This is a genomic window from Aequorivita sp. Q41 (assembly GCF_039831855.1).
GTDB lineage: Bacteria > Bacteroidota > Bacteroidia > Flavobacteriales > Flavobacteriaceae > Aequorivita.
In genome coordinates this window covers 18609-42459 of the sequence record NZ_JBDPMS010000005.1, presented here as the reverse complement: position 1 = coordinate 42459, position 23851 = coordinate 18609, and the positions used below count along the sequence as shown (strand labels likewise).

21 protein-coding genes and 1 pseudogene are annotated in these 23851 nt (G+C 36.2%); 6 read left to right on the top strand and 16 right to left on the bottom strand.

Going from position 1 to position 23851, the window contains the following annotated elements; genetic code table 11:
* The 15 genes and pseudogenes from ABJ955_RS13305 to ABJ955_RS13235 form a co-directional block, all read right to left on the bottom strand.
* A pseudogene (locus ABJ955_RS13305) lies at window positions 1-428 on the bottom strand (hypothetical protein); the annotation flags it as partial.
* A gap of 281 nt (window positions 429-709) precedes the next feature.
* Window positions 710-5089, bottom strand: a complete 4380-nt coding sequence (locus tag ABJ955_RS13300) for a choice-of-anchor J domain-containing protein (RefSeq protein WP_347375125.1) — start codon at window positions 5087-5089, stop codon at window positions 710-712.
* A gap of 147 nt (window positions 5090-5236) precedes the next feature.
* Window positions 5237-6055, bottom strand: coding sequence for an SDR family oxidoreductase (locus ABJ955_RS13295; RefSeq protein ID WP_347375124.1), 819 nt, complete (start codon window positions 6053-6055; stop codon window positions 5237-5239).
* 148 nt (window positions 6056-6203) lie between these two features.
* On the bottom strand, window positions 6204-7856 hold the full coding sequence (recN, locus tag ABJ955_RS13290; protein ID WP_347375123.1) for a DNA repair protein RecN: 1653 nt from the start codon (window positions 7854-7856) through the stop codon (window positions 6204-6206).
* Window positions 7857-8004: 148 nt separating this feature from the next.
* The gene (locus ABJ955_RS13285) at window positions 8005-8895 is read right to left on the bottom strand and encodes a DUF4835 family protein (RefSeq protein WP_347375122.1); all 891 of its coding nucleotides are present in this window, start codon (window positions 8893-8895) and stop codon (window positions 8005-8007) included.
* Window positions 8888-10114, bottom strand: coding sequence for a bifunctional phosphopantothenoylcysteine decarboxylase/phosphopantothenate--cysteine ligase CoaBC (gene coaBC, locus ABJ955_RS13280; protein ID WP_347375121.1), 1227 nt, complete (start codon window positions 10112-10114; stop codon window positions 8888-8890). Before coaBC ends, ABJ955_RS13285 begins: the two co-directional genes overlap by 8 nt.
* Before the next feature lie 87 nt (window positions 10115-10201).
* The gene (locus tag ABJ955_RS13275) at window positions 10202-10531 is read right to left on the bottom strand and encodes a DNA-directed RNA polymerase subunit omega (protein WP_347375120.1); all 330 of its coding nucleotides are present in this window, start codon (window positions 10529-10531) and stop codon (window positions 10202-10204) included.
* Window positions 10532-10542: 11 nt separating this feature from the next.
* Entirely contained in the window at window positions 10543-11352 is an 810-nt protein-coding gene (bamD, locus tag ABJ955_RS13270; protein WP_347375119.1) for an outer membrane protein assembly factor BamD, read from the bottom strand.
* A gap of 137 nt (window positions 11353-11489) precedes the next feature.
* Window positions 11490-12365 carry a 4-hydroxy-tetrahydrodipicolinate synthase gene (gene dapA, locus ABJ955_RS13265; RefSeq protein ID WP_347375118.1) on the bottom strand — a complete coding sequence of 292 codons (876 nt, stop codon included), beginning with the start codon at window positions 12363-12365 and terminating at the stop codon, window positions 11490-11492.
* Window positions 12366-12404: 39 nt separating this feature from the next.
* Window positions 12405-12920: a hypothetical protein gene (locus tag ABJ955_RS13260; protein ID WP_347375117.1), complete on the bottom strand. Its 516-nt coding sequence runs from the start codon at window positions 12918-12920 to the stop codon at window positions 12405-12407.
* A 57-nt stretch (window positions 12921-12977) separates the two neighbouring features.
* Window positions 12978-14972 (bottom strand): NAD-dependent DNA ligase LigA, encoded by a 1995-nt coding sequence (gene ligA, locus ABJ955_RS13255; protein ID WP_347375116.1) that lies wholly within the window; start codon window positions 14970-14972, stop codon window positions 12978-12980.
* Window positions 14973-15100: 128 nt separating this feature from the next.
* A complete protein-coding gene (gene aqpZ, locus ABJ955_RS13250; RefSeq protein WP_347375115.1) occupies window positions 15101-15805 on the bottom strand; it encodes an aquaporin Z in 705 nt (234 codons plus the stop codon).
* Between the two features lie 99 nt (window positions 15806-15904).
* The gene (locus ABJ955_RS13245; RefSeq protein WP_347375114.1) at window positions 15905-16495 is read right to left on the bottom strand and encodes a TIGR00730 family Rossman fold protein; all 591 of its coding nucleotides are present in this window, start codon (window positions 16493-16495) and stop codon (window positions 15905-15907) included.
* Window positions 16482-17351 carry a peptide chain release factor N(5)-glutamine methyltransferase gene (prmC, locus tag ABJ955_RS13240; protein ID WP_347375113.1) on the bottom strand — a complete coding sequence of 290 codons (870 nt, stop codon included), beginning with the start codon at window positions 17349-17351 and terminating at the stop codon, window positions 16482-16484. The genes ABJ955_RS13245 and prmC overlap by 14 nt, the downstream gene beginning before the upstream one ends.
* 2 nt (window positions 17352-17353) lie before the next feature.
* A complete protein-coding gene (locus ABJ955_RS13235) occupies window positions 17354-17839 on the bottom strand; it encodes a GNAT family N-acetyltransferase (protein ID WP_347375112.1) in 486 nt (161 codons plus the stop codon).
* A gap of 27 nt (window positions 17840-17866) precedes the next feature.
* Here ABJ955_RS13235 and ribD point away from each other — a divergent pair, with 27 nt between their 5' ends.
* Genes ribD through ABJ955_RS13220 form a run of 3 tightly spaced genes read left to right on the top strand, consistent with a single transcriptional unit; the run spans window position 17867 to window position 20404 of the window.
* Complete coding sequence (gene ribD, locus ABJ955_RS13230; RefSeq protein ID WP_347375111.1) at window positions 17867-18913, top strand: bifunctional diaminohydroxyphosphoribosylaminopyrimidine deaminase/5-amino-6-(5-phosphoribosylamino)uracil reductase RibD; 1047 nt, start codon at window positions 17867-17869, stop codon at window positions 18911-18913.
* On the top strand, window positions 18910-19782 hold the full coding sequence (locus tag ABJ955_RS13225) for a DMT family transporter (RefSeq protein WP_347375110.1): 873 nt from the start codon (window positions 18910-18912) through the stop codon (window positions 19780-19782). The genes ribD and ABJ955_RS13225 overlap by 4 nt, the downstream gene beginning before the upstream one ends.
* A gap of 7 nt (window positions 19783-19789) precedes the next feature.
* Window positions 19790-20404 (top strand): YigZ family protein, encoded by a 615-nt coding sequence (locus tag ABJ955_RS13220; protein WP_347375109.1) that lies wholly within the window; start codon window positions 19790-19792, stop codon window positions 20402-20404.
* A 3-nt stretch (window positions 20405-20407) separates the two neighbouring features.
* Here ABJ955_RS13220 and ABJ955_RS13215 read toward each other — a convergent pair whose 3' ends face one another.
* Window positions 20408-20809: a thioesterase family protein gene (locus ABJ955_RS13215; RefSeq protein WP_347375108.1), complete on the bottom strand. Its 402-nt coding sequence runs from the start codon at window positions 20807-20809 to the stop codon at window positions 20408-20410.
* A 205-nt stretch (window positions 20810-21014) separates the two neighbouring features.
* Between ABJ955_RS13215 and dnaA the strand changes: the two genes are divergently transcribed.
* The 3 genes from dnaA to ABJ955_RS13200 all read left to right on the top strand — a co-directional run bounded on the left by dnaA (window position 21015) and on the right by ABJ955_RS13200 (window position 23848).
* Window positions 21015-22442, top strand: coding sequence for a chromosomal replication initiator protein DnaA (gene dnaA, locus ABJ955_RS13210; RefSeq protein WP_347375107.1), 1428 nt, complete (start codon window positions 21015-21017; stop codon window positions 22440-22442).
* 100 nt (window positions 22443-22542) lie between these two features.
* Window positions 22543-22977 carry a low molecular weight protein-tyrosine-phosphatase gene (locus ABJ955_RS13205; protein ID WP_347375126.1) on the top strand — a complete coding sequence of 145 codons (435 nt, stop codon included), beginning with the start codon at window positions 22543-22545 and terminating at the stop codon, window positions 22975-22977.
* A 157-nt stretch (window positions 22978-23134) separates the two neighbouring features.
* A complete protein-coding gene (locus tag ABJ955_RS13200; RefSeq protein ID WP_347375106.1) occupies window positions 23135-23848 on the top strand; it encodes an SAM-dependent methyltransferase in 714 nt (237 codons plus the stop codon).
* Window positions 23849-23851: the final 3 nt, after the last annotated feature.

The window sequence follows — 23851 nt, the reverse complement described above, 5'->3', positions numbered from 1 at the left end:
GCTACAGAACCCGTTTGGTAAGCAAATACATCGATAGATGTAATGTCGTAATCTGCAGTAAGCACTAAATCTTCAGCGATACTATTTCCTGCAGTAAATTGAGCACCAGAACCGAAAGTTCCCATACCTAATGAGGTATCCTCTAGAAAACTAATATCTGGTGGTCCAGCTACACTAAAGAAAGGCCCGTTATCATAAATAACAGCATTAGGAGATTTAGAATAATAAGTACCCGTAAACGGAACCTGTACATTAAGATCTATTTCAGTAGAAGAAACTTGACCAGTAGTTTCACCAATTGAAGGTGAAGTTGTGTTGTAATAAGCAGCTGGAAGTTGCACAGACTTTGCCGGCGCTTGGATGTTTTTACTTTGGCTAAAACCAAGAGCACCAACACCTAGAAAAAATAACATTGTAATTTTTTTCATAATCAGTTGTGATTTAATAAATTAATAGATTTGGTTATAAATATCAGGTAAATATACAAAAAAGCAGATAAAATACATATCTACTGTAAGAAAAGCCCTGAATTTTAACAAATACTCCGTTTAGAAAACCCTATAACAAGCAGTATTTCAATAAACTAAACCCTATTTTTTTTGATATATTTTGCGAAAAAAATTTATTAATTATTCTATTTTAAATCTTAAGAATAAAAAAAGCCATCTACTTTCGTAGATGGCTTTTCAATATTAAAAACTTAAACTAATTAATTTTTCAATACTTTAAATGTACCAGTCTGACCATTTACAGTAACCTGCATTAGGTAAGTACCCGTTTTTAAGCTTGAAATATTAAGTTCAGAAGTAGTAGCTCCAATTTTGGTGTCTAATACTTTTTGACCTAATACATTAAACAAAGTTACATTTTCAATGTTATCAACACTATTCAAGTTAAGCATTCCTGTAGTAGGATTCGGGTAATAACTAAATCCTGCTATCGTATTGTCAGAAACACCAAGGTTGGTTCCATCTATCTGAATGTCTGTAATAGCTCCAGAATTTAATACAAACACATAATATGCTTGACCTCCTACAGTATTAATAGAAGCATTAGTACCAGGAGCACATTGGTTTGTATTCAACGGAACTAAAGTAAGATCCGTTTCTACTGCACTTTCATTTGGCGCAGTATAAAAAGTAACTGAGCTAGCTCCACCAGGAGTAACGATTGTTGCATTTGCAGTTCCATCTGCAAAAGGCACAAAGTTATACCAAACCCCATTTGCTCCTGTAAGGTCACAACCTGAAGGGTTACCACCTTCAGTTGTTGCTGCTGGCATTGCTACCGCAGGATCTGTATAAGGGAATCCTATTTCATCAACATCAATTGAATTAACAATCAAATCGTTTGGTGGAGGCGTTGGCGTACAAGTAACATCTAATGAGAAGTTTCCTGTGGCACCATTGAAGCTATGGATAAGGATATAGAATTTTGTATTTCCATCAGTTGAAAAAGTAATTTCAGACTGAAGACCACAAGCATCATCATTTCCATCAACACAAACTAATGCTGAACATGTTCCAGTGAAAACTGAAATTTTAGAATCAAAATCAGTAGCAGCACAAAGTGATAATGTAATATCACCAGGCAAACCACTAGTGTCATCTAAAGTATACCATACACCAGGAGAATTAATAACTGGACCACAAGCTGGAGCAGAAGAGTCTACTGTCGCATTTATTGTAGTACCTGTAATAGAATCGCCACAGCTTACTGCAATAGCCCCATCACAATCATCATTTGCCAATGGAATATCACAAGTAATATCTATACTAAAATTACCTGAATTTGAACCAAACCCTTCTACCATAATATAATATGTAGAAGTACCATCTGAAAGGAAACTAAGTTCTGACTGAACTCCACAAGAATCATCATTAACAGCAAGTTCATTTGCAAGATCGCAATCATCAAAAACACGAAGCACTGTATCAAAATCAGTAGCAGCACATAGAGATACCGTAATAATCTCAGCGGAACCTGAACCTGTATACTTATAGAATACATCTGGCGCAGCATTTCCTCCAGAATCAGAAGCTGTTATTGTTTCACCAACTAGACTATCACCACATGCAACAGCAATTGCACCAGAACAGTCGTCATTTGAAGCAACGATATCTTCACATTCACCCGACCATTTATAAATAAACTCATAATCATCAGGAAATCCATTAGCTATTGTTGTTTGCGTCCATGGAAGTGCAGCACGCCCAGCACCATAGTTACCTACAATGCTTGAAGAAGTAACAGACCAATACACATCAGTATCTAGATCATTACTTGGTCTTACTAATATCCAATACGTAGTTTCGCTACCTATTTGACCATTAAATACAAATGGATCAAGATCAACAACAACCTCATGCATATCAAAGGTTGGTGCTACAGGCCAAGGCCCTACATTAGTGTCAGAAGTAGGTACTACAGCCGTTTGTTGTCCAATTTCTAATCCAGGAAGACCAGTTCCGTCATCTTCAAAATAAGAAACACTTACTTCATCTATAACCCGTCCTGTAGCTGTTAAAAAGCTTGCAGAAATTTGATTCAATGTAAAGTTTTGTGTGTCTCCAACCCTAAGGTCAGCTGCGTAATAAAGCGCTGGGTTTGAAGCTCCAAAACCGTTTTCAACAACGATTCCAGTTAAATTATCTTCTTCACAAGCAGTACCCGTACCGCCGCCCATAGGCTCACATTCTCCTGAAAACACATATACTTGATCAGCTCCAGGTGCTGCAACTCCCCAAGTAGCTCCATTATCGCCTGAAAAAGCACCATCAAATCCTGCTACTGTTGCTGTACTCATTTCCCAATAAGAATTATTAGCAGGAGCAACGTTAGTCGCGTAAATACTTATCCAATAGGTTGTTGTCGCCCCAGCTTGACCATTAAGCATCACTGCAGGAAAATCAAAACTAGCTTCTATTACATCCAATATTGGTGCAGCCGGGAAATCTCCGATAACAGGCTGAGATGTAGGTGCTAATCCTGAAATTGTAGCAACTATATTTGCAGGGTCTGGAAAACCTCCAAGGTTTTCATAAATAGTTATTTCTACTGTATCAATTTCATCTCCATCAACAACTAACCAATTTGCTACAATAGAATCTAAATTCATATTAGTATCTGCAGGAATAGTTATATCTGCTGCAATAACTTGCGGGGTTGAACTAGATGATGTAAAGCCATTTTCAAAACCATTTGAAGGGTTATCTTGGCTACAAGCAGTACCACCACCGCTATTATCACCTTCAATAGCAACAATAGTTAATTCGGCACAGTCTGCGTTTACAGTACCTAGTTGAGTAACAGCTCCTGTAGTTGTATCTACAGAACAAAATTGGTTTACACCACCTCCTATATATGCTCCCATATATAACGTATCTGTAGCAGGATCAAAATCTGCATCTTGAGCAAAGTTAATATTGATTCCAAGTGGACCTACCAAAGTACTAGCTCCCGTAGATAAGTTAACTGAATATAAGTTATCATCACCTATATCTGCCATAAAAGCATTACCGGCAGTATCTATAGCTATCCATCCACCAAAAGCGTTTGAAGCATTACCAATAACAGTTAGTGTACCCGTAGCTAAATCTACAGTATATATAGTTGTCGTTAATGTATCAGTACTACACATATACATAGTTCCGTCTGCTTCATTCCAAGACAATCCAGATGCCGTATGACCCGCAACCAAATTTGTAAGCGGTCCTACTACAGTTTCCGCACCTGTTGTTTTATCTATTATCAACAAATTAAGATCGTCGTTATGTAAGCCGTATAAAGTTCCTGAACCATCAAAATCTCCAGCAAATACAGCTGAAGGTATATTGTTACCCGGAGCAATGGTATACGGTCCATCTACGGGGAAAGAACCAAAATCACCACTCGTACAGAAACCACCATCTTTAGCATAAACAGTAGATGCAGCACCGCCACCGCCACCGCCGGCTCCTTCTTCGATAGTCAAGGAATCAATACCAATATAGTCTGAGTTGTTTCCTAATGGTCCAGCATCAGTTACCGTGTATCTAAAAGCAACTCTTGTATCTGTTGCCCCTCCAAGTCCAGCAACAGTAACAGTATATTCTGTCCATACCTCTGGATACCCACCTACAACCAATGTAGGATTCACTTCAAGTAACAATTCAGTATACGAACCTACACCTGTTGGTCCTGCTGGATCTGTATTAGCCCCAGTTGGGTCTATACGAACTTCTAATCTATCAGGGAAAGTACTTCCTGTAGTCGTTCTAGTCCAAAATTTAATTTCATCTCCATTTTCTAAGTTAAGAATTGGAGTAATCATAAAATTATTAATTACGCTACCAGCTGTGTTGTTATAGTTAGCACCTATATATGATGTTGCAGCTCCTGATTGCGAAGAAAAAACTAAGTCATTCCCTTGAAACCATTCTGTAAGCCCTACAGCGTCGCTTGCATTTACAAATGTAAATCCAGCGCCTGGCAAAGTAGTTATATCATCAAAACCCTCATCAAGAAGTGTCGCATTTGGTCCTTTGTTGTTAGAATTTTGTGACTTTAGGTAGGAATACAAAACTTGCTTTTCAGCTGGAGTAAATTGTTGTTCTGTATCTATTCCAATTTGATTTCCGTAAGATTGCAGTCTTAATAACAATTCTTCTAATGAAATTCTTGGTGCTGGTTTTTCTTGCCCTGCATTTCTAGAACCATAAATATAAGGGTTCTCATAAATATATTGAATAGTTTTTGGTGCTGACAAGCCTCCATTTTCTAGGCTATTGTTTTCAGCACGCGGAACAAAAAGAGGAATATGCTGGGGTTGCTTTGCAACCCCTCCGTTCATTTCAATAGCTGTTGTAGCTCTTTCTGGTCGTTGGTTGGTCGTTGTGGATCCCGTGTTTTGTTTATTGGAAACTAAACCAGCATTATTTTTTATTTTTATAACATCCCCTCTATCCAGTAAGGACGTTGTAGGTTTGTTTTGACTTTCTACTTGCGTTGTGCCAGAATCGGAACGCGAAGAAGAAGGTTGAGTTACTTGGGCATTCATCGTGAGTGCGAGCACGCCGACAAAGCACCCAATAATGGTACTTTTTTTCATAATTTATTTAGATTTGGGTTAATAGTCATTAAAAGTATTTAAAAAAATGTTAATATCAAATATTTATCACAACTACTTTACCTCTATCCAATAAAAAATCCCATCCAAAAAAATTGGACAGGATTCAAATATTAAAAAATAAATTTTTTAGTTCCCTTCTACAAACGCCTGCATAACTGCATCACTCACGCCCATATTAGAAAAACCACCATCATTATACAGATTCTGCAAGGTAACACGTTTAGTAAGATCACTAAACATTGCCACGGTATAATTAGCACAATCTATAGCCGTTGCATTCCCCAAAGGAGACATTTTATCCGCATAGCTAATAAAACCATCAAATCCTTTTACACCTTGACCGGCAGTAGTTGGTGTTGGTGATTGAGAAATAGTATTTACACGAACTTTTTTATCTTTTCCGAAGAAATAGCCAAAACTACGCGCTATACTCTCCAAATACGCTTTGTTATCCGCCATATCATTATAATCTGGAAAAACTCTTTGTGCCGCCATATAAGTAAGCGCAACGATGCTCCCCCACTCGTTCATAGCGTCTTTTTGATAAAGCACCTGCATGGTTTTATGAAAAGATCCCGCAGAAATATCCCAGCCTTTATGTGTAAAATCATAATTCTGGTTGGTGTAATGATTGCCTTTACGAACGTTTACAGACATCCCGATAGAATGCAAAACAAAGTCTAACTTGCCTCCTAATATTTCTGTAGCTTTATCCACAAGGTTCCCCAAGTCTTCCAAACTCGTAGCATCTGCTGGGATAACTTCAGAATTTGTTTTGTCGGCAAGTTCTTTTATTTGCCCCATTCTTAAAGCAATTGGAGCATTAGTTAGCACAAACTTCCCGCCTTCTTCGTGTATGCGTTCTGCTGTTTTCCAAGCAATGGAGTTTTCGTCCAGCGCCCCAAAAATAATTCCACGTTTTCCTTTTAGTAAATTATAAGACATGTTTTAAAGTATTATATGGTTGAATGATTTTTTATATGAAATATTACTTTTCCCTTTAAAAATAGGAAACCAAACCCTAAAGTATGGTTTCGATAATTCGATTTTTTTACTATTTTATTTGTTGCATTTAAAAAAGTAAAGATACATTTTAATTCAATAATTCTTTTGCATTTGCCATTGCCGCTTCCGAAACATTTTTTCCACCTATCATTTGTGCTATTTCTACAACACGTTCCTCATTCTTTAAAACAGCTATGTGCGTAGTAGTAACCTCGTTTATATCTTCTTTATATACTTTTAAATGGTGGTCGCCTTTGGCAGCAATCTGTGGTAAGTGAGTGATGCTTAACAACTGCATCGTTTTACTCATTTTGTGCATTATAGCAGCCATTTTATTAGCAACCTCACCTGAAACACCAGTATCAATTTCATCAAAAACAATTGTTGGCAGTCTTTTATATTCTGCCAAAACTGCTTTTATTGCAAGCATAATTCTACTCATTTCGCCACCAGAAGCAACCTTTTTTAACGAACCAAACGGCAAGCCTTTGTTTGCTGTAAACAATAGCTGTAGTACATCGACCCCATTCTGTTTAAATTCATCAGAAGGTGACAGATCAAATTTAAATTGAGCATTTGGCAAGCCTAAAGGATAAAGTGTTTCTTCAAGTTTCTTTTTTAACAACGGAATGGCTTCTGCTCTTTTTTTGTGAAGTTGCATAGCAGTTTGCAATGCAACTTCCCGTAACCTATTCTTATCTTTTTCCAAATATGCAATCTGCTCATCAAGCCCTAAGGTTGTTGTTACCGTTTCTTCTAGCTTTTCTTCTATCGCTACTAATTCTGAAACTGTTGAGACTGCATGTTTTTGCTGTAATTTATAGAGTGTTTGCAATTTTTCATTCACCTGAAATAACATTTCAGGATCTGCGGCAATTTTTTCTGAAGCATCACTAACTTCACTTGAAATATCCTCCAACTCAAGTATCACACTGTTTAAACGCTCCCAGAGACCTTCAAAACTCATTGAGAAGCCTTTAATTTTTCCTAAAAGAATTCTAGCTTGTTTTGCTGTTTCTATAGCCCCAATCTGTTCTTCATCAAAAAATTTATGTACACCCGAAAGTGCTTCTTGTATGGCTTCAGCATTATTTAGCGTTTCGTAGGTATCTTCAAGTTCCTGCTGATTTAGTTTTTTTAACCCAGCTTGCTTAAGTTCGTTGTATAAAAAAGTATTAAAGTCCAGTTCTTTGGAGGCGCTTGTTTTTTGCTGTTGCAAAGTCAAAAGCTTTTCTGAAATTTCTTTGAAATTTTCAAACTGAGTTTTATACGATTTTAATAGCGAAGTATTTCCAGCCAAAGCATCAATCACCTCCATCTGGAAGTTTTCTGAAACAATTTCTAAAGTTTCATGCTGGCTATGAACATCAATTAAGTAGGGTGAAAGCGCTTGCAGCTGCCCCAAAGTAACAGGTGTATCGTTTACAAAAGCACGGGATTTTCCGCTTGGTAAAATTTCACGACGAATGATGGTTTGAGGTTCATAATCCAAATCGTTTTCTTCAAAAACACGCTCTAATTCGTAATCTTTTATTTGAAAATAGCCTTCAACCACACATTTTTTAGAAGCATTTTTTACACTTCCTAAATCTGCTCTTTTTCCTAACAAAAGCGCCAAAGCCCCCAAAAGTATCGACTTACCAGCTCCTGTTTCACCTGTAATAATAGTTAGCCCTTCCGTAAGTTCCACACGAATATCTTCGATGAGCGCATAGTTTTTTATAGCTAATGTGGTTATCACGTGTAGGTACTGGCTATTAAAAAGTTAAACTTTATTTTTTAAGCTTCGCAAGTATTAATTCCAAAAATTGAGTTAAACTCAAGTCTTGGGGTAGCAGTTATAAATTTAGAGGAAAGTTATTTATTAGCTTATGTTATCTTAGAGCAAACTAAAATTTAATTTCGGCCCAATTGCTTCGTTTAGTCGGTGCCATTCTGTTAAGATTTTCAACTAATTTAGTGATATCTACCTGTGGCCCTCCACTAAAAACAGCTTGAATTTCGTCGCTTTTAGCATCAAAGAAAGTACGCAATAAGTATGAGTTTGGGCGTCTGTCATTTATACCTTTTAGCTTATTAATTGCATCAGCTAATTTCTGTTTTGCTAATTTCTGGTCCTCCGCCATTTTATCAATTCCATCACGGTGGTATTCGTACATTACTGTATGAAATTCTTTATAAACGGAAGAAACCAACGCATCGTTATACCTGTATCTTGACTGATTACCGTCTGTAGCTTTCCAACCTGTAAAATTACTTGAAGCCGCAGTATTTGTTATTTGCTTAGCAATTTCAAAATACGACTCACCGCCATTCATTGTATAGGTATCCGCATCTAAACCAATTACCGTATACACATGAAATGCAATAACAGAAACAAGGTTTGAGCTAAAGGAATTCAAATTAAAGTTTAAGGGTTCAAATTCTTTATAATTAAAACTCACCTGCTTGTCAATATAATTATAAACAGGACTGTCGTAGGTAGAGTTAAATGCTGGACGTGATGATTGTATTTGCAACGTACCACTAAATGAATCCCCATCAAACTGACTTATTATCAAAGAAAAATTACAATCAATACGCTCTTGATTTTTGTACTCCTGGTTGGTCCATTTTGTATTGGCAATAAATTCACGCAGTTGAGTTTCCAAAGTTCGGAAAATCTGCAAATTTGGTTGTCCAGTTTGTTCAGCATCGATAGTAACGGTACAATTAAGTTCTTGAGCTTGCGCAGAAAACACAGCTGCAGTACATAGTATGAAAAGTAAAATTTTACGCATTTGTCTGTTCTATAATATATTCTAAAATATCTATTGCTACTTCTTTTTTAGGTTTAACAGGAAAAGGAAGCACTTTATTGTCTTTCGCTATTAAAGTAATTTTGTTAGTGTCTGTTTTAAAACCAGCACCTTTGTCTCGAAGCGAATTTAACACAATTAAATCTAAATTCTTTTTTTTGAGTTTCAATTTTGCATTTTCTTCTTCATTTTCTGTTTCCAGTGCAAACCCAACTAGGAATTGATTTTTCTTTATTTCCCCTAAGGAAGCAAGAATGTCTTTGGTTTTTGTAAGTTGAAGCGAAAGAGCTGTTGTTTTCTTTTTAATTTTTTCTGAAGCAATTTCTAACGGGCGATAATCTGCTACGGCAGCGCTTAAAACGGCAATATCACTACACTCAAAATATTCGTGTGCAGCTTTATACATCTCTTCGGCTGAAGTAATACGTATAATTTTCACAAAATCATTTTCGAGTTTTAGGTTTACAGGACCCGAAACTAAAACAACCTCAGCACCTAGATTGGCAGCTGCTTCTGCAATTGCATACCCCATTTTTCCACTGGAATGATTACCTATAAAACGAACGGGATCAATAGCTTCATAAGTTGGTCCAGCTGTTATTAATATTTTCTTTCCATAAAGCGGAAGTTTTTTCAAAATATCATTCTCAAGAAATGAAATAATTTCTTCAGGTTCTGTCATTCTTCCCTGCCCTACTAATCCGCTTGCAAGTTCTCCAAATGCTGCTGGAATTTGAATATTTCCGAAGCTATTTAATTTTTCAAAAACCGCATTGGTAGTTGGATGCTTGTACATATCCAAATCCATTGCTGGAGCATAATAAACAGGACATTTTGCAGAAAGATAAATCGCCAATAAAAGATTGTCGCAGCTACCATGTGCCATCTTGGACATCGTATTTGCTGTGGCTGGAGCTATTAAAATTAAATCAGCCCAAAGTGCAAGTTCCACATGGTTATTCCATGTTGGTTCCTTAAAACTGTCGGAATCAGTTTCTTCATTTGTGAAAGATGAATACACCTCATTTTTAGAGAGTGTTGAAAGGGTTAAAGGGGTAACAAACTCTTTTGCAGCAGCGGTCATCACAACTTTTACGTTGCCCCCTTTTTTAGTTAGAAGCCTAACTAAAAAAGCTGCTTTGTACGCGGCAATCCCGCCGGTAACGCCAAGCAAGATATTTTTCCCGTTTAAAACAGCCATGGTTCGGTATTCAGTGTTACGTATTTAACAGCTAGCACGTAGAGTTCAGACTTACTTTACGTATATTTCCTTTTAGAAATTATGCGCTTACTCTACTACTTCGTCTGCAGTATTTCTATGGTAGATTTTATTTTCTAACCATTCTTGTACTGCTAAAGCGTGTGGTTTTGGAAGCTTTTCGTAGAATTTTGAAACTTCTATTTGTTCTTTGTTTTCAAAAATCTCCTCTAAACTATCGTTATAAGTTGCAAACTCATCTAGTTTCTCAAGAAGTTCTTTTTTAATATCCCCATTTATCTGTGAAGCTCTCTTCGAAATAATTGAAATAGCTTCGTAAATATTGTTGGTTGGTGCATCAATCAAGTTCTTGTCTAAAGTAACAGTATTGATGGGTGCTTCTGAATTTTTAATGTCCATAATATAATTTATTAACTTGTGGGTTCTTTTTCTGTGGTTACAGTTCTAGCTTCAATATCCTGAAAAATCTCTATCGCTTCGGGTGCTAAATCTGTATCCTTATAATATTTCATAAAGTTGTTATAATATCCTTTTGCAGTAACCAATCGTTCTTGAACAAGCGAAGGAATACTATTTACAGCCAATTTGTATGCAGCCATAAACCTTCCGTAAAAGGCATCTTTTCTAAGCTTCGAGCCTGGATTATCTGTTATAAAATTATCAAAAGCATCAATTGCAGCCTTATAATCTTCCACACGCAAATATTGTTTTGCGGTTTCAAATTCTTTCTTTTCTAATTTTGCGGTCAGTTCGGCCACAAGGGTATTTGCCTCCACTCTTTTTGCTGAATTTGGATAGCTATTTATAAACTCTTGTAGCTTTTCCAGCCCTTTACCCGTATCTTTTTGGTCTAGTGAATATCGTGGCGAAAGTTGGTAAAAACTTTTCGCTGCTTTAAAGGAAGCAACTTCAGCACTATCACTTTGTGGATATGCTTGTGTAAAACGTTCAAATTGATACCCAGAAAGGTAAAAATCTTCTAAATTATAATACGTATTAGCGTATATAAACATAAGTTTTTCGCCCTGTGGTTTTCCGCGGTACGAAGGAACTATTTGTTCCATCAACTTCAAACTTTTTCGATACTTACCCTTTTTGTAAAGAGAATCAGCAAAGGCATATTTTTTACCCATATCATCCTTCCGAAGCACCTTTTGGTACTGACTACAAGATGAAAGAAAAATAGTAAGGCAAAGTAATGTAAAAATAGGTAATCGCATGGGCTTAAAAAACATCGTGCAAAAATAGGAAATTAAACATGATTGAACAAACTTATTATTCGGCTAAAATATTGCGCTCAAGACCATTATTTGCAAGCCTTTTGAAATATTTAACGTTCTAGGAAATCAAAATGGTTTTAAAATTCTTTTACAAACGAATCTATTTTTGCTCTCAAGCCATCGCTAACACCTACTAACGGAAGTCTTACACTAGCATCACAAATACCTAGAGTCTTAAAAACAGTTTTTATCCCAGCTGGGTTTCCTTCAGCAAAAATATACTCGATTACAGGCGCAATTTTATAATGAATTTGATATGCTTCATTCACTTTTCTATCTAAGCCTAATCGTACCATTTTTGAAAATTCTTTTGGAAAACCTTCACCAATTACAGAAATTACTCCTGCTCCACCAGCAAGAATCATCGGCAATGTAATCATATCGTCACCAGAAATCACTAAGAACTCTTTCGGGCATCCGTCTATTAATTTCATGGCTTGTACAATATCGCCTGCAGCTTCTTTTATAGCTACAATTTTTTCAAAATCGTTTGCTAATCTAATCACTGTTTCAGGAAGCATATTTGAAGCGGTTCTACCTGGTACATTATACAGAATAACTGGTAGCGGACTTGCTTTTGCAATTGCAGCAAAATGTTGATAAATGCCTTCCTGTGTAGGCTTGTTGTAAAATGGAGAAACAGAAAGTATGGCTGTAAACGCTGAAAGATCACGCGTTTTCATTTCATTAATAACCTCCTGTGTATTGTTCCCTCCAATACCCAAAACCAATGGCAATCGTTTATTATTTGCTAAAACAATTGTGTCTATAACTAGCTGTTTTTCTTCTTTTGAAAGCGTCGCACTTTCCGCAGTTGTACCCAAAACAACTAGGTAATCAATTCCATTTTCAATATTAAAATTCACTACTTTCTTTAATCCTTCCACATCCACAGAAAAATCATTTTTAAAAGGAGTGATTAAAGCTACACCTGTCCCTATCAGTTCTTTCATCTTTTTAGTCTCAATTTTTATTAATTCTATCTTTTAGCATCAAATTTTATTAAAAGCCTTCAAATATTTTTTTACTTCATTTTTAAAAAACGCTGGTTTTTGCATATCTGAAGCTAGCAAAAGATCAAAAAGACGTGCATCAGCACCATTAAATCCAATTTTAAATTTAGCCCTGCTTCTAGAGACCATTGCCGCCATATACTCTTGCCGCCCTTTGTAAAACCCTATTAGAACATCAAATGGAAACTCAAGAAAATCCTGCGCATTTTGGTTGGTAATTTCTCCTCGCCAATTAAATTCCTTATTTGTAATTTGATTATGGCGTACGCTTGGTATCTTTTTTTTTGTTTTTACAAAAGTGAATACCTTTATATCTTTTCCTTGCAACCCGAGTTCGTTTCCAAACTCATAAAACATTTCAAAATCATCAAAAAAAGTTTCGTCAATTAAAAATCCTAAGGTTTTTAACGAAGTATTTCTACCAGAAATATCACGCGCTACCAGATTTTTTTCGGTAGTTTTTTTTAATGAATATTGTTTTACTTTTCGCAACATCTTAACAGCTACTCTTCGCTTGTAAAAATAGTTTTTTTGCCTTTTATTTTTCTTAAATTATAAAATCATTTGTAAAAAATCATCTTCAGAAATAATAGCAACTCCCAAATTTTCTGCCTTTGTTTTTTTACTAGGCCCCATATTGTCTCCCGCAACCACAAAACTAGTTTTAGACGAGATAGCGCTTGAAACTTTTCCTCCGTTATCTTCAATCATTTTTTTAAGTTCATCGCGAGATACTTTTGTGAAAACACCTGAAACCACAAAGGCTTGCCCCTTTAAAGTATCTGTTTGATTTGCAAGTTTTTCTGCAGAAACTTCCAGTTGAACCCCATAAGCTTTTAAACGTTCTATAGTAAGAATATTTTCTTTAGAAGCAAAAAATGAAACCACACTTTGAGCAATCCGTTCCCCAATTTCATCGACAGTAATCAGCGCTTCTTCAGAAGCATTTTTTATTGCGTCAATCGTTTTGTAATGTTTCGCTAGTTTTTTTGCGACCGTTTCACCAACATAGCGTATTCCCAAAGCAAAAAGCACTCTTTCAAATGGAATTTGTTTGGAAGCTTCAATGCCTTTTATCATGTTTTCAGCACTTTTCTGCGCCATACGCTCCAACGGAATAATTTGTTCCGCTCTTAAAAGATACAAATCTGCATAATTATTTATCAAACCATTATTAACCAGTAAAGCGACTGTTTCACCCCCCAAACCTTCAATATCCATTGCTTTACGGGAAATAAAATGCTGAATACGTCCAATAATCTGTGGCGGGCAACCTGCTGCATTTGGACAATAATGTTGTGCTTCACCTTCCGTGCGCACTAAAGGCGTTTTGCATTCAGGACATGCTGTAATATATTTTGTTGCTAGCGAATTAGGGGCTCGTTTTGTAAAATCTACACCAATTATCTTAGGAATAATTTCACCTCCTTTTTCAACAAATACAGCATCACCCTCACGAATATCGAGTTTTTCAATTTGATCTGCATTGTGCAAGGAAGCTCGTTTTACTATAGTCCCCGCAAGTTCTACAGCTTCCAAATTTGCAACTGGAGTTATTGCGCCGGTCCTCCCTACTTGATAGGTAATCTGCTTTAAAATCGTAGAAACCTGTTCGGCTTTAAACTTGTACGCCATCGCCCAACGCGGAGATTTGGCAGTATAACCAAGCTCCTCTTGTTGCTGTAAATTATTTACTTTCACCACAACCCCATCTGTTTCATAGGGAAGTTCGTGGCGATGTATATCCCAATAATTGACAAACTCTAAAACCTCATCAAGATTTTTGGCAAGCTTTGCTACCTCAGGCACCTTAAACCCCCAGGCTCTTGCTTTTTCAAGATTTTCATATTGTGTTTTTATAGGCAATCGCTCTCCTTTTATGCTATATAAAAGACATTCTAACGGACGTTTCGCCACTTCTGCACTGTCTTGAAGCTTTAAGCTTCCGGAGGCTGTATTTCTCGGATTTCGGTAGGGTTCTTCCCCAAGCTCTACTCTTTCGGCATTCATTTTTGCGAAACCTTCAAAAGGCAAAACAATTTCGCCGCGAATCTCAAATAGCGGCGGATAATCTCCTTTCAACTGCAGAGGCACAGAACGGATGGTTTTTATATTGGCGGTTACATCATCTCCTTGAAAACCATCACCACGTGTTACCGCTTTTTTTAGTTTTCCATCTTCATAGGTTAAACTTATTGAGGCGCCATCGTATTTAAGTTCACAGGTAAATTCTACCTTACCGTCTACCATTTTTTCTATTCGTTTTTCCCAATCTTCCAAATCTTCTTTTGAATAGGAATTGTCTAACGAATACATTCTATAGGTGTGTGGAACGGTTTCGAAGTTTTTTGTTACTTCACCACCAACACGAATTGTAGGTGAATTGGCATCATAAAACTCCGGATGCAATGCTTCTAACTCTTGCAGTTGCTTTAATTTTTGATCAAAATCAAAGTCAGATATAGTAGGATTGTCTAGTACGTAATAATTATAATTATGTTCGCGAAGCGCGTTGCGAAGGCTTGTAATTTGCTGTTCAATATTCATAAAACAAATATAGAAATAAAGCAGTTTTTGCGTTGATGGATTTTAGAAAAAAAGAACCACGAAAACACAAATATTTAGAGCAATATTCATGTTTTCGTGGTAAAAAATTACTTTTTAAGGCGTTTTAATCAATCTTCAACGAAGATATTACGAACCAATGCTGCGCAAAGTCCACCTGCAATTGGCGCTACAATAAAAAGCCATAGTTGCTGTAAAGCCATCCCGCCAGAAAAAAGTGCTGGCCCTAAACTACGTGCAGGATTAACAGAGGTTCCTGTAATTGGAATTGCAACCATATGGATTAACACCAAGGAAACACCGATTGCAAGTCCCGCCATCATTGGAGAGGTATTTTTTGAGGAAGTAGTTCCAAAAATTACCATTAAAAACAGAAATGTAAATACAAATTCTGCAATAAGTGCGGAGGTCATATTATATTCCCCACCATAGCCAGCACCCCAACCATTGGAGCCTAGCCCCCATTCAGGCATTGAAAAACCAGCGCTGCCGGTGGCAAGCATATACAAGAGCGCTGCCGCTACAATTGCGCCAATACATTGCGAAATTACATAGCCTACAGTGTCTTTAGCAGAAAGCTTTCCTGCAGCAAGCATAGCGATTGAAATTGCCGGATTAATATGGCATCCAGAAATCGGACCTATAGTGTAGGCCATTACGACTACTGCAAAACCAAAGGCTAAAGCAATTCCTAAGATACCAATCCCTACAGGACCAGACTCGGTTACGCTCGCAATGGTAGCTGCACCACAGCCAAATAGAACAAGTGCAAAGGTGCCGAGAGCTTCAGCAAAATACTTTTTTGAAGAATTCATAATCAAATTTTTTAAAGGGTTAGACGTTTTAAAGTTATGAAAACGGAACACTTAAAAAATCAATTTGTTAAAAACGAAGGCTAAAATGTTAATAATTCATTATGTTTTGTCAGAATCTAGCCACTTTGGCAGGTTCGGTTTCTTAAATTCTTCCATTTTTTTCAAAAGAATGATTGGATTTGAATCTACTAAAAGAAGGTTGTAATTTTCCATCGAAAGAAAACCTTTACGAACCATGGTTTCAAGCATATTAATCAGATCGTTATAAAACCCATTTACATTTAATAACCCAATTGGTTTTTGATGAAGCCCTAGTTGCAACCAAGTGCAAATCTCAAAAAGCTCCTCGAAAGTCCCCATTCCGCCAGGCAAGGCTATAAAACCATCACTTTCTTCCTGCATTTTCATTTTACGCTCGTGCATGTTTTCTGTGGTAATAAGCTGCGTAAGACCAAGATGTACAACTTCTTTTTTCTTAAGAAAATTCGGAATAATCCCAATCACCTTTCCTTTATTATCCAAAACACTTTTGGCTATGGTTCCCATTACTCCAATTTTGGCGGCACCATACACCAAGGTTATATTCCGTTCTGCGAAGATTTCTCCTAGCTTTTTTGCGGCATCCGTAATTGCAAGATCATTACCATCACTGCTGCCACAGAAAATACATATTTTATTAAGGTCGTTCATGTAAGTTGCATTTAATCATTCTATTTTTTCTAAAAATGTCTTTTTTTACTTCAATATTCTGGAAACCTTCTTCTTTTAGAAATACTCTTAGTTCCTCACTAAGGTACTCATTAATCTCGAAAAATAGATTTCCATTGGGTTTCAAGTGTTTTTTAGCTAATTGAGAAATTACGCGATAAAAAAGCAATGGATCTGCATCAGAAACAAACAATGCTGAATCTGGTTCGTATTTTAAAACATTTTGCTGCATCATCTTTTTTTCCATTTCACGTACGTATGGAGGGTTGGATACAATAAGGTCGTATTGTTTCGGAAGTTGCGCAGTTTTCAAAATATCTGCTTGAAAAAAATGCACCTCAACTTGATTGTCGTTTGCATTTTGACACGCAACTTTTAGCGCTTCTTTAGAAAAATCTATAGCTGAAACAATTGAAGTTGGAAGGTTTTTTGCAAGTGAAATAGCAATACAACCACTACCAGTACCAATATCCAGTATGTTGAACTCCCCTTCTATACCTTGAATATTTTTTACTTCACTAAGAATCCATTCTACCAATTCCTCCGTTTCTGGACGCGGAATTAACGTATGTTTATTCACTTTAAAAGGCAACCCATAAAATTCTGTTTCACCTAGGATGTATTGAATAGGCTCATTGTTTAGTAATTGAAGTAATGCCTTTTGAAATATCGTTTTCGTTTCCAAAGAAATTTCTTTAGCTGGATTCAAGGCAATTTCTATTCGGGAAAGCTGAAGGTAGTTTTCAGAAAGTATTGTAAAGAAAGATTGAATTTCTTCAGAAGGATATAAATCCGACAACGAATTCGTAAAATGTGCTTTTAATTCTTTTAAAGTCAAAATTATAAGGTTTTCAACATGTGTACTGGGCAGGAATAATGACCGGTATCGCCTAGGGCGCATTCAATATATTCAAAACCCGATTGTTTGTATAATTTTTGTGCATGCGTCATATACTCCATGGTTTCTAAATAGATTTTTTCGAAACCAAATTCGCGTGCTTTTGCCAAACAATGCCCTATCATTTGAGCACCAATCCCTTTACCACGGGCTTCTGCAAGAAAATACATTTTTTGAAGCTCGCAAACATTACCGTTATAATTATCAAGCTTTGCCACTCCAGCGCCACCGATAATCCTATCGTTTTCTTCGACTATAAAATAGGCCGAAGAAGACTTATTATAGGTTTCAAACATACAATCTAAGGCCGCATCTGCATAAGCGGTTCCAATTTTAGGAACATTGAAATCCTCCAAAACGCTTCGTATCACTTTGGCTATTTGGGGGTTGTCTTTCTTTTCAATAAGACGAATTATTGGGGTGTTCATCTAATTAAATCCTTGTATTTTTACGCTGTGAAGATACACGAAAAATATATGTTGCGCTGCATTCAACTAGCCAAAAACGGACTGGGAACTACCTACCCAAATCCTTTGGTAGGCAGTGTGATTGTGTCTGCTAATAAAATTATAGGCGAAGGTTGGCATTATAAAGCGGGGTTACCACATGCCGAAGTAAATGCAATTACGAGTGTAAAAGATAAATCACTGTTAAAGGATGCTACTATTTATGTAAGTCTAGAGCCTTGTAGTCATTTTGGAAAAACACCACCCTGCGCCAATTTAATTATTGAAAACGGAATAAAAAAAGTAGTGATTGGCAGTACAGACCCAAACCCAAAAGTAGCAGGTCGGGGGGTGAAAAAGCTACTAGAAGCTGGCTGTGAAGTAATAATCGGTGTTTTGGAAAACGAATGTAATGAACTCAATAAGCGATTTTTTACGTTTCACAGTAAAAAAAGACCTTATATATTTTTGAAATGGGCACAAACCGCAGATGGCTTTATAGCCCCTAAAGACAGTACTCGAAAAAAAACAAAACCTGTTTGGATTACTAATATATATTCACGGCAACTTGTACATAGGATGCGTTGTGAAGAGCAAGCCATTCTTGTTGGAACTAACACCGTTTTGCAAGACAACCCGTCGTTAACTGCCCGCGAATGGATTGGCAAAAACCCAATCCGTTTTATTATTGATAAAAACTTAAAAACTCCCCTGGATTTTGCCGTATTTGATGGCGCTGAAAAAACTTTTATTTTAACCGAAAATGAAACTAAATCTAATAAGGTGCAACATCTAAAAATTGATTTTTCCAAAAATGTGGCCTTGCAGATTACAAAGCTGTTATACAAACAAGAAGTTCAATCCATACTTATTGAAGGCGGCGCTAAAACACTTCAAACTTTTATAGATGCAAATCTTTGGGATGAAGCCTATGTTTTTAGTGGAAAACAAAATTTTGGTGATGGTATAAAAGCCCCCATACTTCAGAAATTTTTAGTTTCTGAAAAGAAAATAAAAGATGACTGCTTATACCTATTTAAAAACCAACAATTTTGATAGCTCTTGCACTTAGCATTCTTTCTTCCACATTAATTTTTGTGGTTTTTAAACTATACTCAAAGTTTAAAATCAATACGCTACACGCAATTGTAGTGAATTATATGGTCGCTAGTTTTTGTGGGGTTAGCCTTCAAAATAACGAAATAAACCTCTCCGAAATCCCGCAATACAGCTGGTTTCCATTTGCATTGGTTCTTGGTGCATTGTTTATTACTGTATTTATTTTAATAGCACTAACAACTCAGCGCAGTGGACTTTCGGTCGTTTCTGTTGCGACAAAAATGAGTGTGGTGATTCCGATTGTTTTTGGCTTGGTTTATTATAAGGAGAGCTTGGGTATTTTAAAATTTTTAGGAATTTTATTTGCATTAACCGCGGTTTACCTTGCCTCCATTAAAACAAAAGAAGGGTTAAAAATAAAAATTTCAAACTTTATACTTCCGTTTTTAGTATTTTTAGGAAGTGGAATTATCGATACCACTATTAAATATTTGGAAGGTGAATATGTAGCTAAAAACGACACCCCTATATTTTCAGCTACTATATTCGCAACAGCCGCTAGTTTAGGTGTTATTATTCTTTGCGCACAAGCGATAAAAGGGAAATTCACGTTTCAATTTAAAAATATTTTGGGCGGAATTGCTTTAGGAATACCGAATTATTTTTCGGTGTATTTTTTAGTCCAAGCATTACGCAGTGATATTTTAGAGAGTTCTGGCATATTCACATTAAACAATGTTGCTATTGTAATGTTTTCAACAATTTTAGGTATTTTACTTTTCAAAGAAAAAATTCTAACTAAAAACTGGATTGGAATTGCATTGGCTGTATTTGGGATTTTACTAATAGCCTTGGAAAAATGGTAATGGAAAAATGGTAATGGAAAAAGACACCTATAAAACTATTTTAAGACCTTCAGAAGAAACTCTTTTTAAAGAAAAAGGAAGTAAGTTTTTTGGATATGCGTTTCCTGTTATTTCTGAAGAAGAAATAAAAGAACATATTGAGACCCTAAAAAAACAACATCATAGTGCTCGGCATTGGTGCTATGCATGGCAATTGGGTAAAAGCTATGAAAACTACCGCGCAAATGATGATGGCGAACCTTCAAACAGTGCAGGAATGCCTATCTATGGACAGCTACAATCATTTGATGTTACCAATGTTTTAGTTGTGGTTGTACGTTATTTTGGTGGCACAAAATTAGGTGTTGGCGGTTTAATCCAAGCCTACAAAACCAGCGCACAAATGGCCCTGGAAAGTTGTAGGATAGTTAAAAAAACTATTGATGAAAGCTTTCATATAAAATTTGAATACCCAGAAATGAATACCGTAATGCGCATCATTAAAGATGAAGCTATTACTGTTATAAATCAAAAAATGGAGCTCGCTTGTGAGTTCGAAATTTCTGTACGAAAAAAAGAAGCAAAACGGGTCTTTGAACTGTTTAAAAACACCTATAAAGTTTCAATAAAAAACCCGGAATAACAGTTATTCGTCTTTTAATTTTTCAAGTAAATAATCTGGTGCCTTCATTAATTTTTTGGTTGTACTGTTTACAAATACCAAAATGGTAGTTGCTGTTATTAAAAGTTGATTGGCTTCATTATAAATTTCATAATAAAACTCAATTTTCACTGACGGTATTTTTTTTAAGCTGGTCTTTATTGTCAGTAAATCATCGTAATACGCTGGTTGTTTGTAATCTATACTAAAGTGCACCACCGGCAAATGCACGTTGTTGGCCTCCATCCATTTATATGAAAAACCAAGTTCTCGCAACCATTCCGTCCTTCCTTGTTCAAGGAATTGTGCGTAGTTACCATAGTAAACAATACCCATTTGGTCTGTTTCACCATAACGCACTCTAATATTTGTATAAGTATTCTTCAAAGTTTTTTTCAAATTAAAGAAAGTTTTTTTGTAGTTTTATCGAAAGAGAAGTATGGCGAAAAAAAACTAAAAATTCAACCCTAATGTGGTTTTTTTTATAACTTTTTTGTTCACATATTTGCACTGTTAAGAAATAACTCGGAAACACTCCATCCCCATATTTTTTAACCACACTTTTTAAATTATAAAAACAGAATTTTTAACTATGGGTAAAACTGCAGAAACAGTTTGGAACAATTGTTTGTCCTTCATCGAAGATAATATTACTTCGCAAGCGTACAAAACTTGGTTCGAGCCGATTAAGGCAGTTAAGCTAACTGACAATGCGCTTAGCATTCAGGTACCAAGCAAATTCTTCTATGAATGGCTTGAAGAGCATTATGTTAAAATTCTAAAAGTTGCCCTCACAAAAGAATTAGGCACCACCGCCAAATTAGTTTACATCATTAAGATGGAAAACACCTACGGCAATAAGCAACCATTTACAGAAAAAATACCAAGCTCAAATAGAAGTAACCTACAATCGCAAGAGGTAGACGTTCCATTAAAAAACAAAAGCCCGGAACTTAAAAATCCGTTCGTAATCCCTGGTATTCGCAATGTTAAAATCGAATCACAACTCAACCCTAATTATAATTTTGAAAATTTCCTTGAAGGTGAATCTAACCGTTTAGCACGGTCGGCAGGGTTAGCGGTTGCTAATAAACCCGGAGGAACATCATTCAACCCACTGCTTATTTTTGGTGGTGTGGGGCTAGGAAAAACACATTTAGGCCACGCAATTGGAGTTGATATAAAAGATAAATATCCAGAAAAAACAGTTCTTTATATTTCTGCTGAAAAATTCACACAACAATATATCGAGTCTGTAAAAAAGAACAATCGAAACGATTTCATCCATTTTTATCAAATAATAGATGTCCTAATTGTCGATGATATTCAACTACTTTCTGGTAAAGCGGGAACTCAGGATGTTTTCTTCCATATTTTTAATCATTTACACCAAAACGGCAAGCAGGTTATCCTTACCAGCGATAAAGCCCCGGTAGATATGATTGATATTGAGCAACGCTTACTTTCACGCTTTAAATGGGGACTTTCAGCAGAACTGAACCATCCAGATTATGACACACGTGTTGCAATAATAAAAAACAAACTATACCGCGATGGTGTAGAAATGCCTGATGATATTGTTGAGTTTTTAGCAAACAACATCAAAACAAACATTCGGGAACTGGAAGGTGCTATTATATCATTGATTGCACACTCCTCTTTCAACAGAAAAGAAATTACCATTGATCTTGCCCGTAAGATTGTGGATAATTATGTGAAACACACCAAGCGTGAGGTTTCTATAGATTACATTCAAAAAGTGGTGAGCGATTACTTCCAAATGGATGTAGACACCTTACAATCTAAAACTAGAAAAAGGCATATTGTTCAAGCGCGCCAGCTAGCGATGTTTTTTGCGAAAAAATTCACAAAAGCTTCCCTTGCATCTATCGGCTCGCAAATTGGACAACGCGATCATGCAACGGTACTTCACGCTTGTAAAACTGTTGACAACCTGTCAACTACCGACAAACAGTTTCGTAAATACGTGGAAGATCTTAATAAAAAACTAACGCTATAATTTAGTGCTTAGTAGTAGCTTGCACTACATAATCTCTTCATGATTTTGCTAAACTTTTAAACCCCTTAAACTCGTTGTTTTGAAAAAACACAAAATTTTAATGGTCTGCCTTGGCAATATTTGTCGCTCTCCTTTAGCCGAAGGAATATTAAAATCTAAAATAAACACTTCAGAAGTATATGTAGATTCTGCAGGAACCGGACATTGGCACGTAGGAAACCAACCCGATGAACGCAGTATTGTAGTTGCGAAAAAACACGGTATTGATATTACCAACCAACGTGGAAGACAGTTTAGCAAACAAGATTTTGAGGAGTTCGACTTAATATACGCAATGGATACTAGCAACAAAAAAGATGTTCTTGCGCTCGCTGAAAATGATGCTCAAAAGGGAAAAGTAAAACTGATTCTTGATGAAATTTTTCCTGGCGAAAATGTGGATGTTCCCGATCCTTATTATGGAGGAGATTTAGGTTTTGAGCAGGTTTTTAAAATGCTAGATGAAGCTTGTGACGAAATTATAAAATCACTTTAAGGTTGATATTCAGGCATATTGACTACCTTAGTTGTTCACCTAAAAAAGTTGTAATTAAAAATAATTTCAAGTTTAAATTCAGAAATATATTTTGTGAAGATTACCTCAGCAAAAGGACTTTCTGCAGTAAAAAAAGTAATGATCCAATAGTTATTTGATGAATACAAAAAAAGGCAACTTATACCTAATTCCCTGTACATTGGGAGATACAAACCCAATGGCAGTACTTCCGCAAAATGTAAAAAATGCAGTAGAAACCATTGATCATTATATTGTAGAGCATGAAAAAAATGCGAGACGTTTTATAAAAAGCATTGTTCCTGAAAAGCAGCAGTCTATTTTACAGATTCAAGAAATAAATAAATTCACAAATCCTGAAGAAATTGCGCCAATGCTAAACCCATGTTTGGAGGGTTTTGATGTGGGGGTTCTAAGCGATGCGGGGTGCCCAGGCATTGCTGATCCTGGCGCTAGAGCAGTGCATTATGCCCATGAAAAAGGGATAAAAGTAGTTCCATTGGTTGGCCCTTCCTCTATTTTACTTGCAATGATGGCGAGTGGATTTAATGGGCAGAATTTTGCTTTTAATGGCTATTTACCAATCGATAAAGGGCAACGCAAAGCAGAGCTTAAGCGTTTAGAAAAAATTTCAAAAGATATTGATCAATCGCAACTTTTTATTGAAACGCCGTACCGCAACAATCAAATGCTACAAAGCCTTACCGAGAACTTAAGCGCAAACACGAGAATATGTGTTGCCTGCGATATCACATTGCCTTCTGAATATATAAAAACTGCATCTGTAGAATTATGGAAAAAAATAAAGGTGGACCTCCATAAAAGACCCACCTTATTTATCATTCAAGGGTAATAA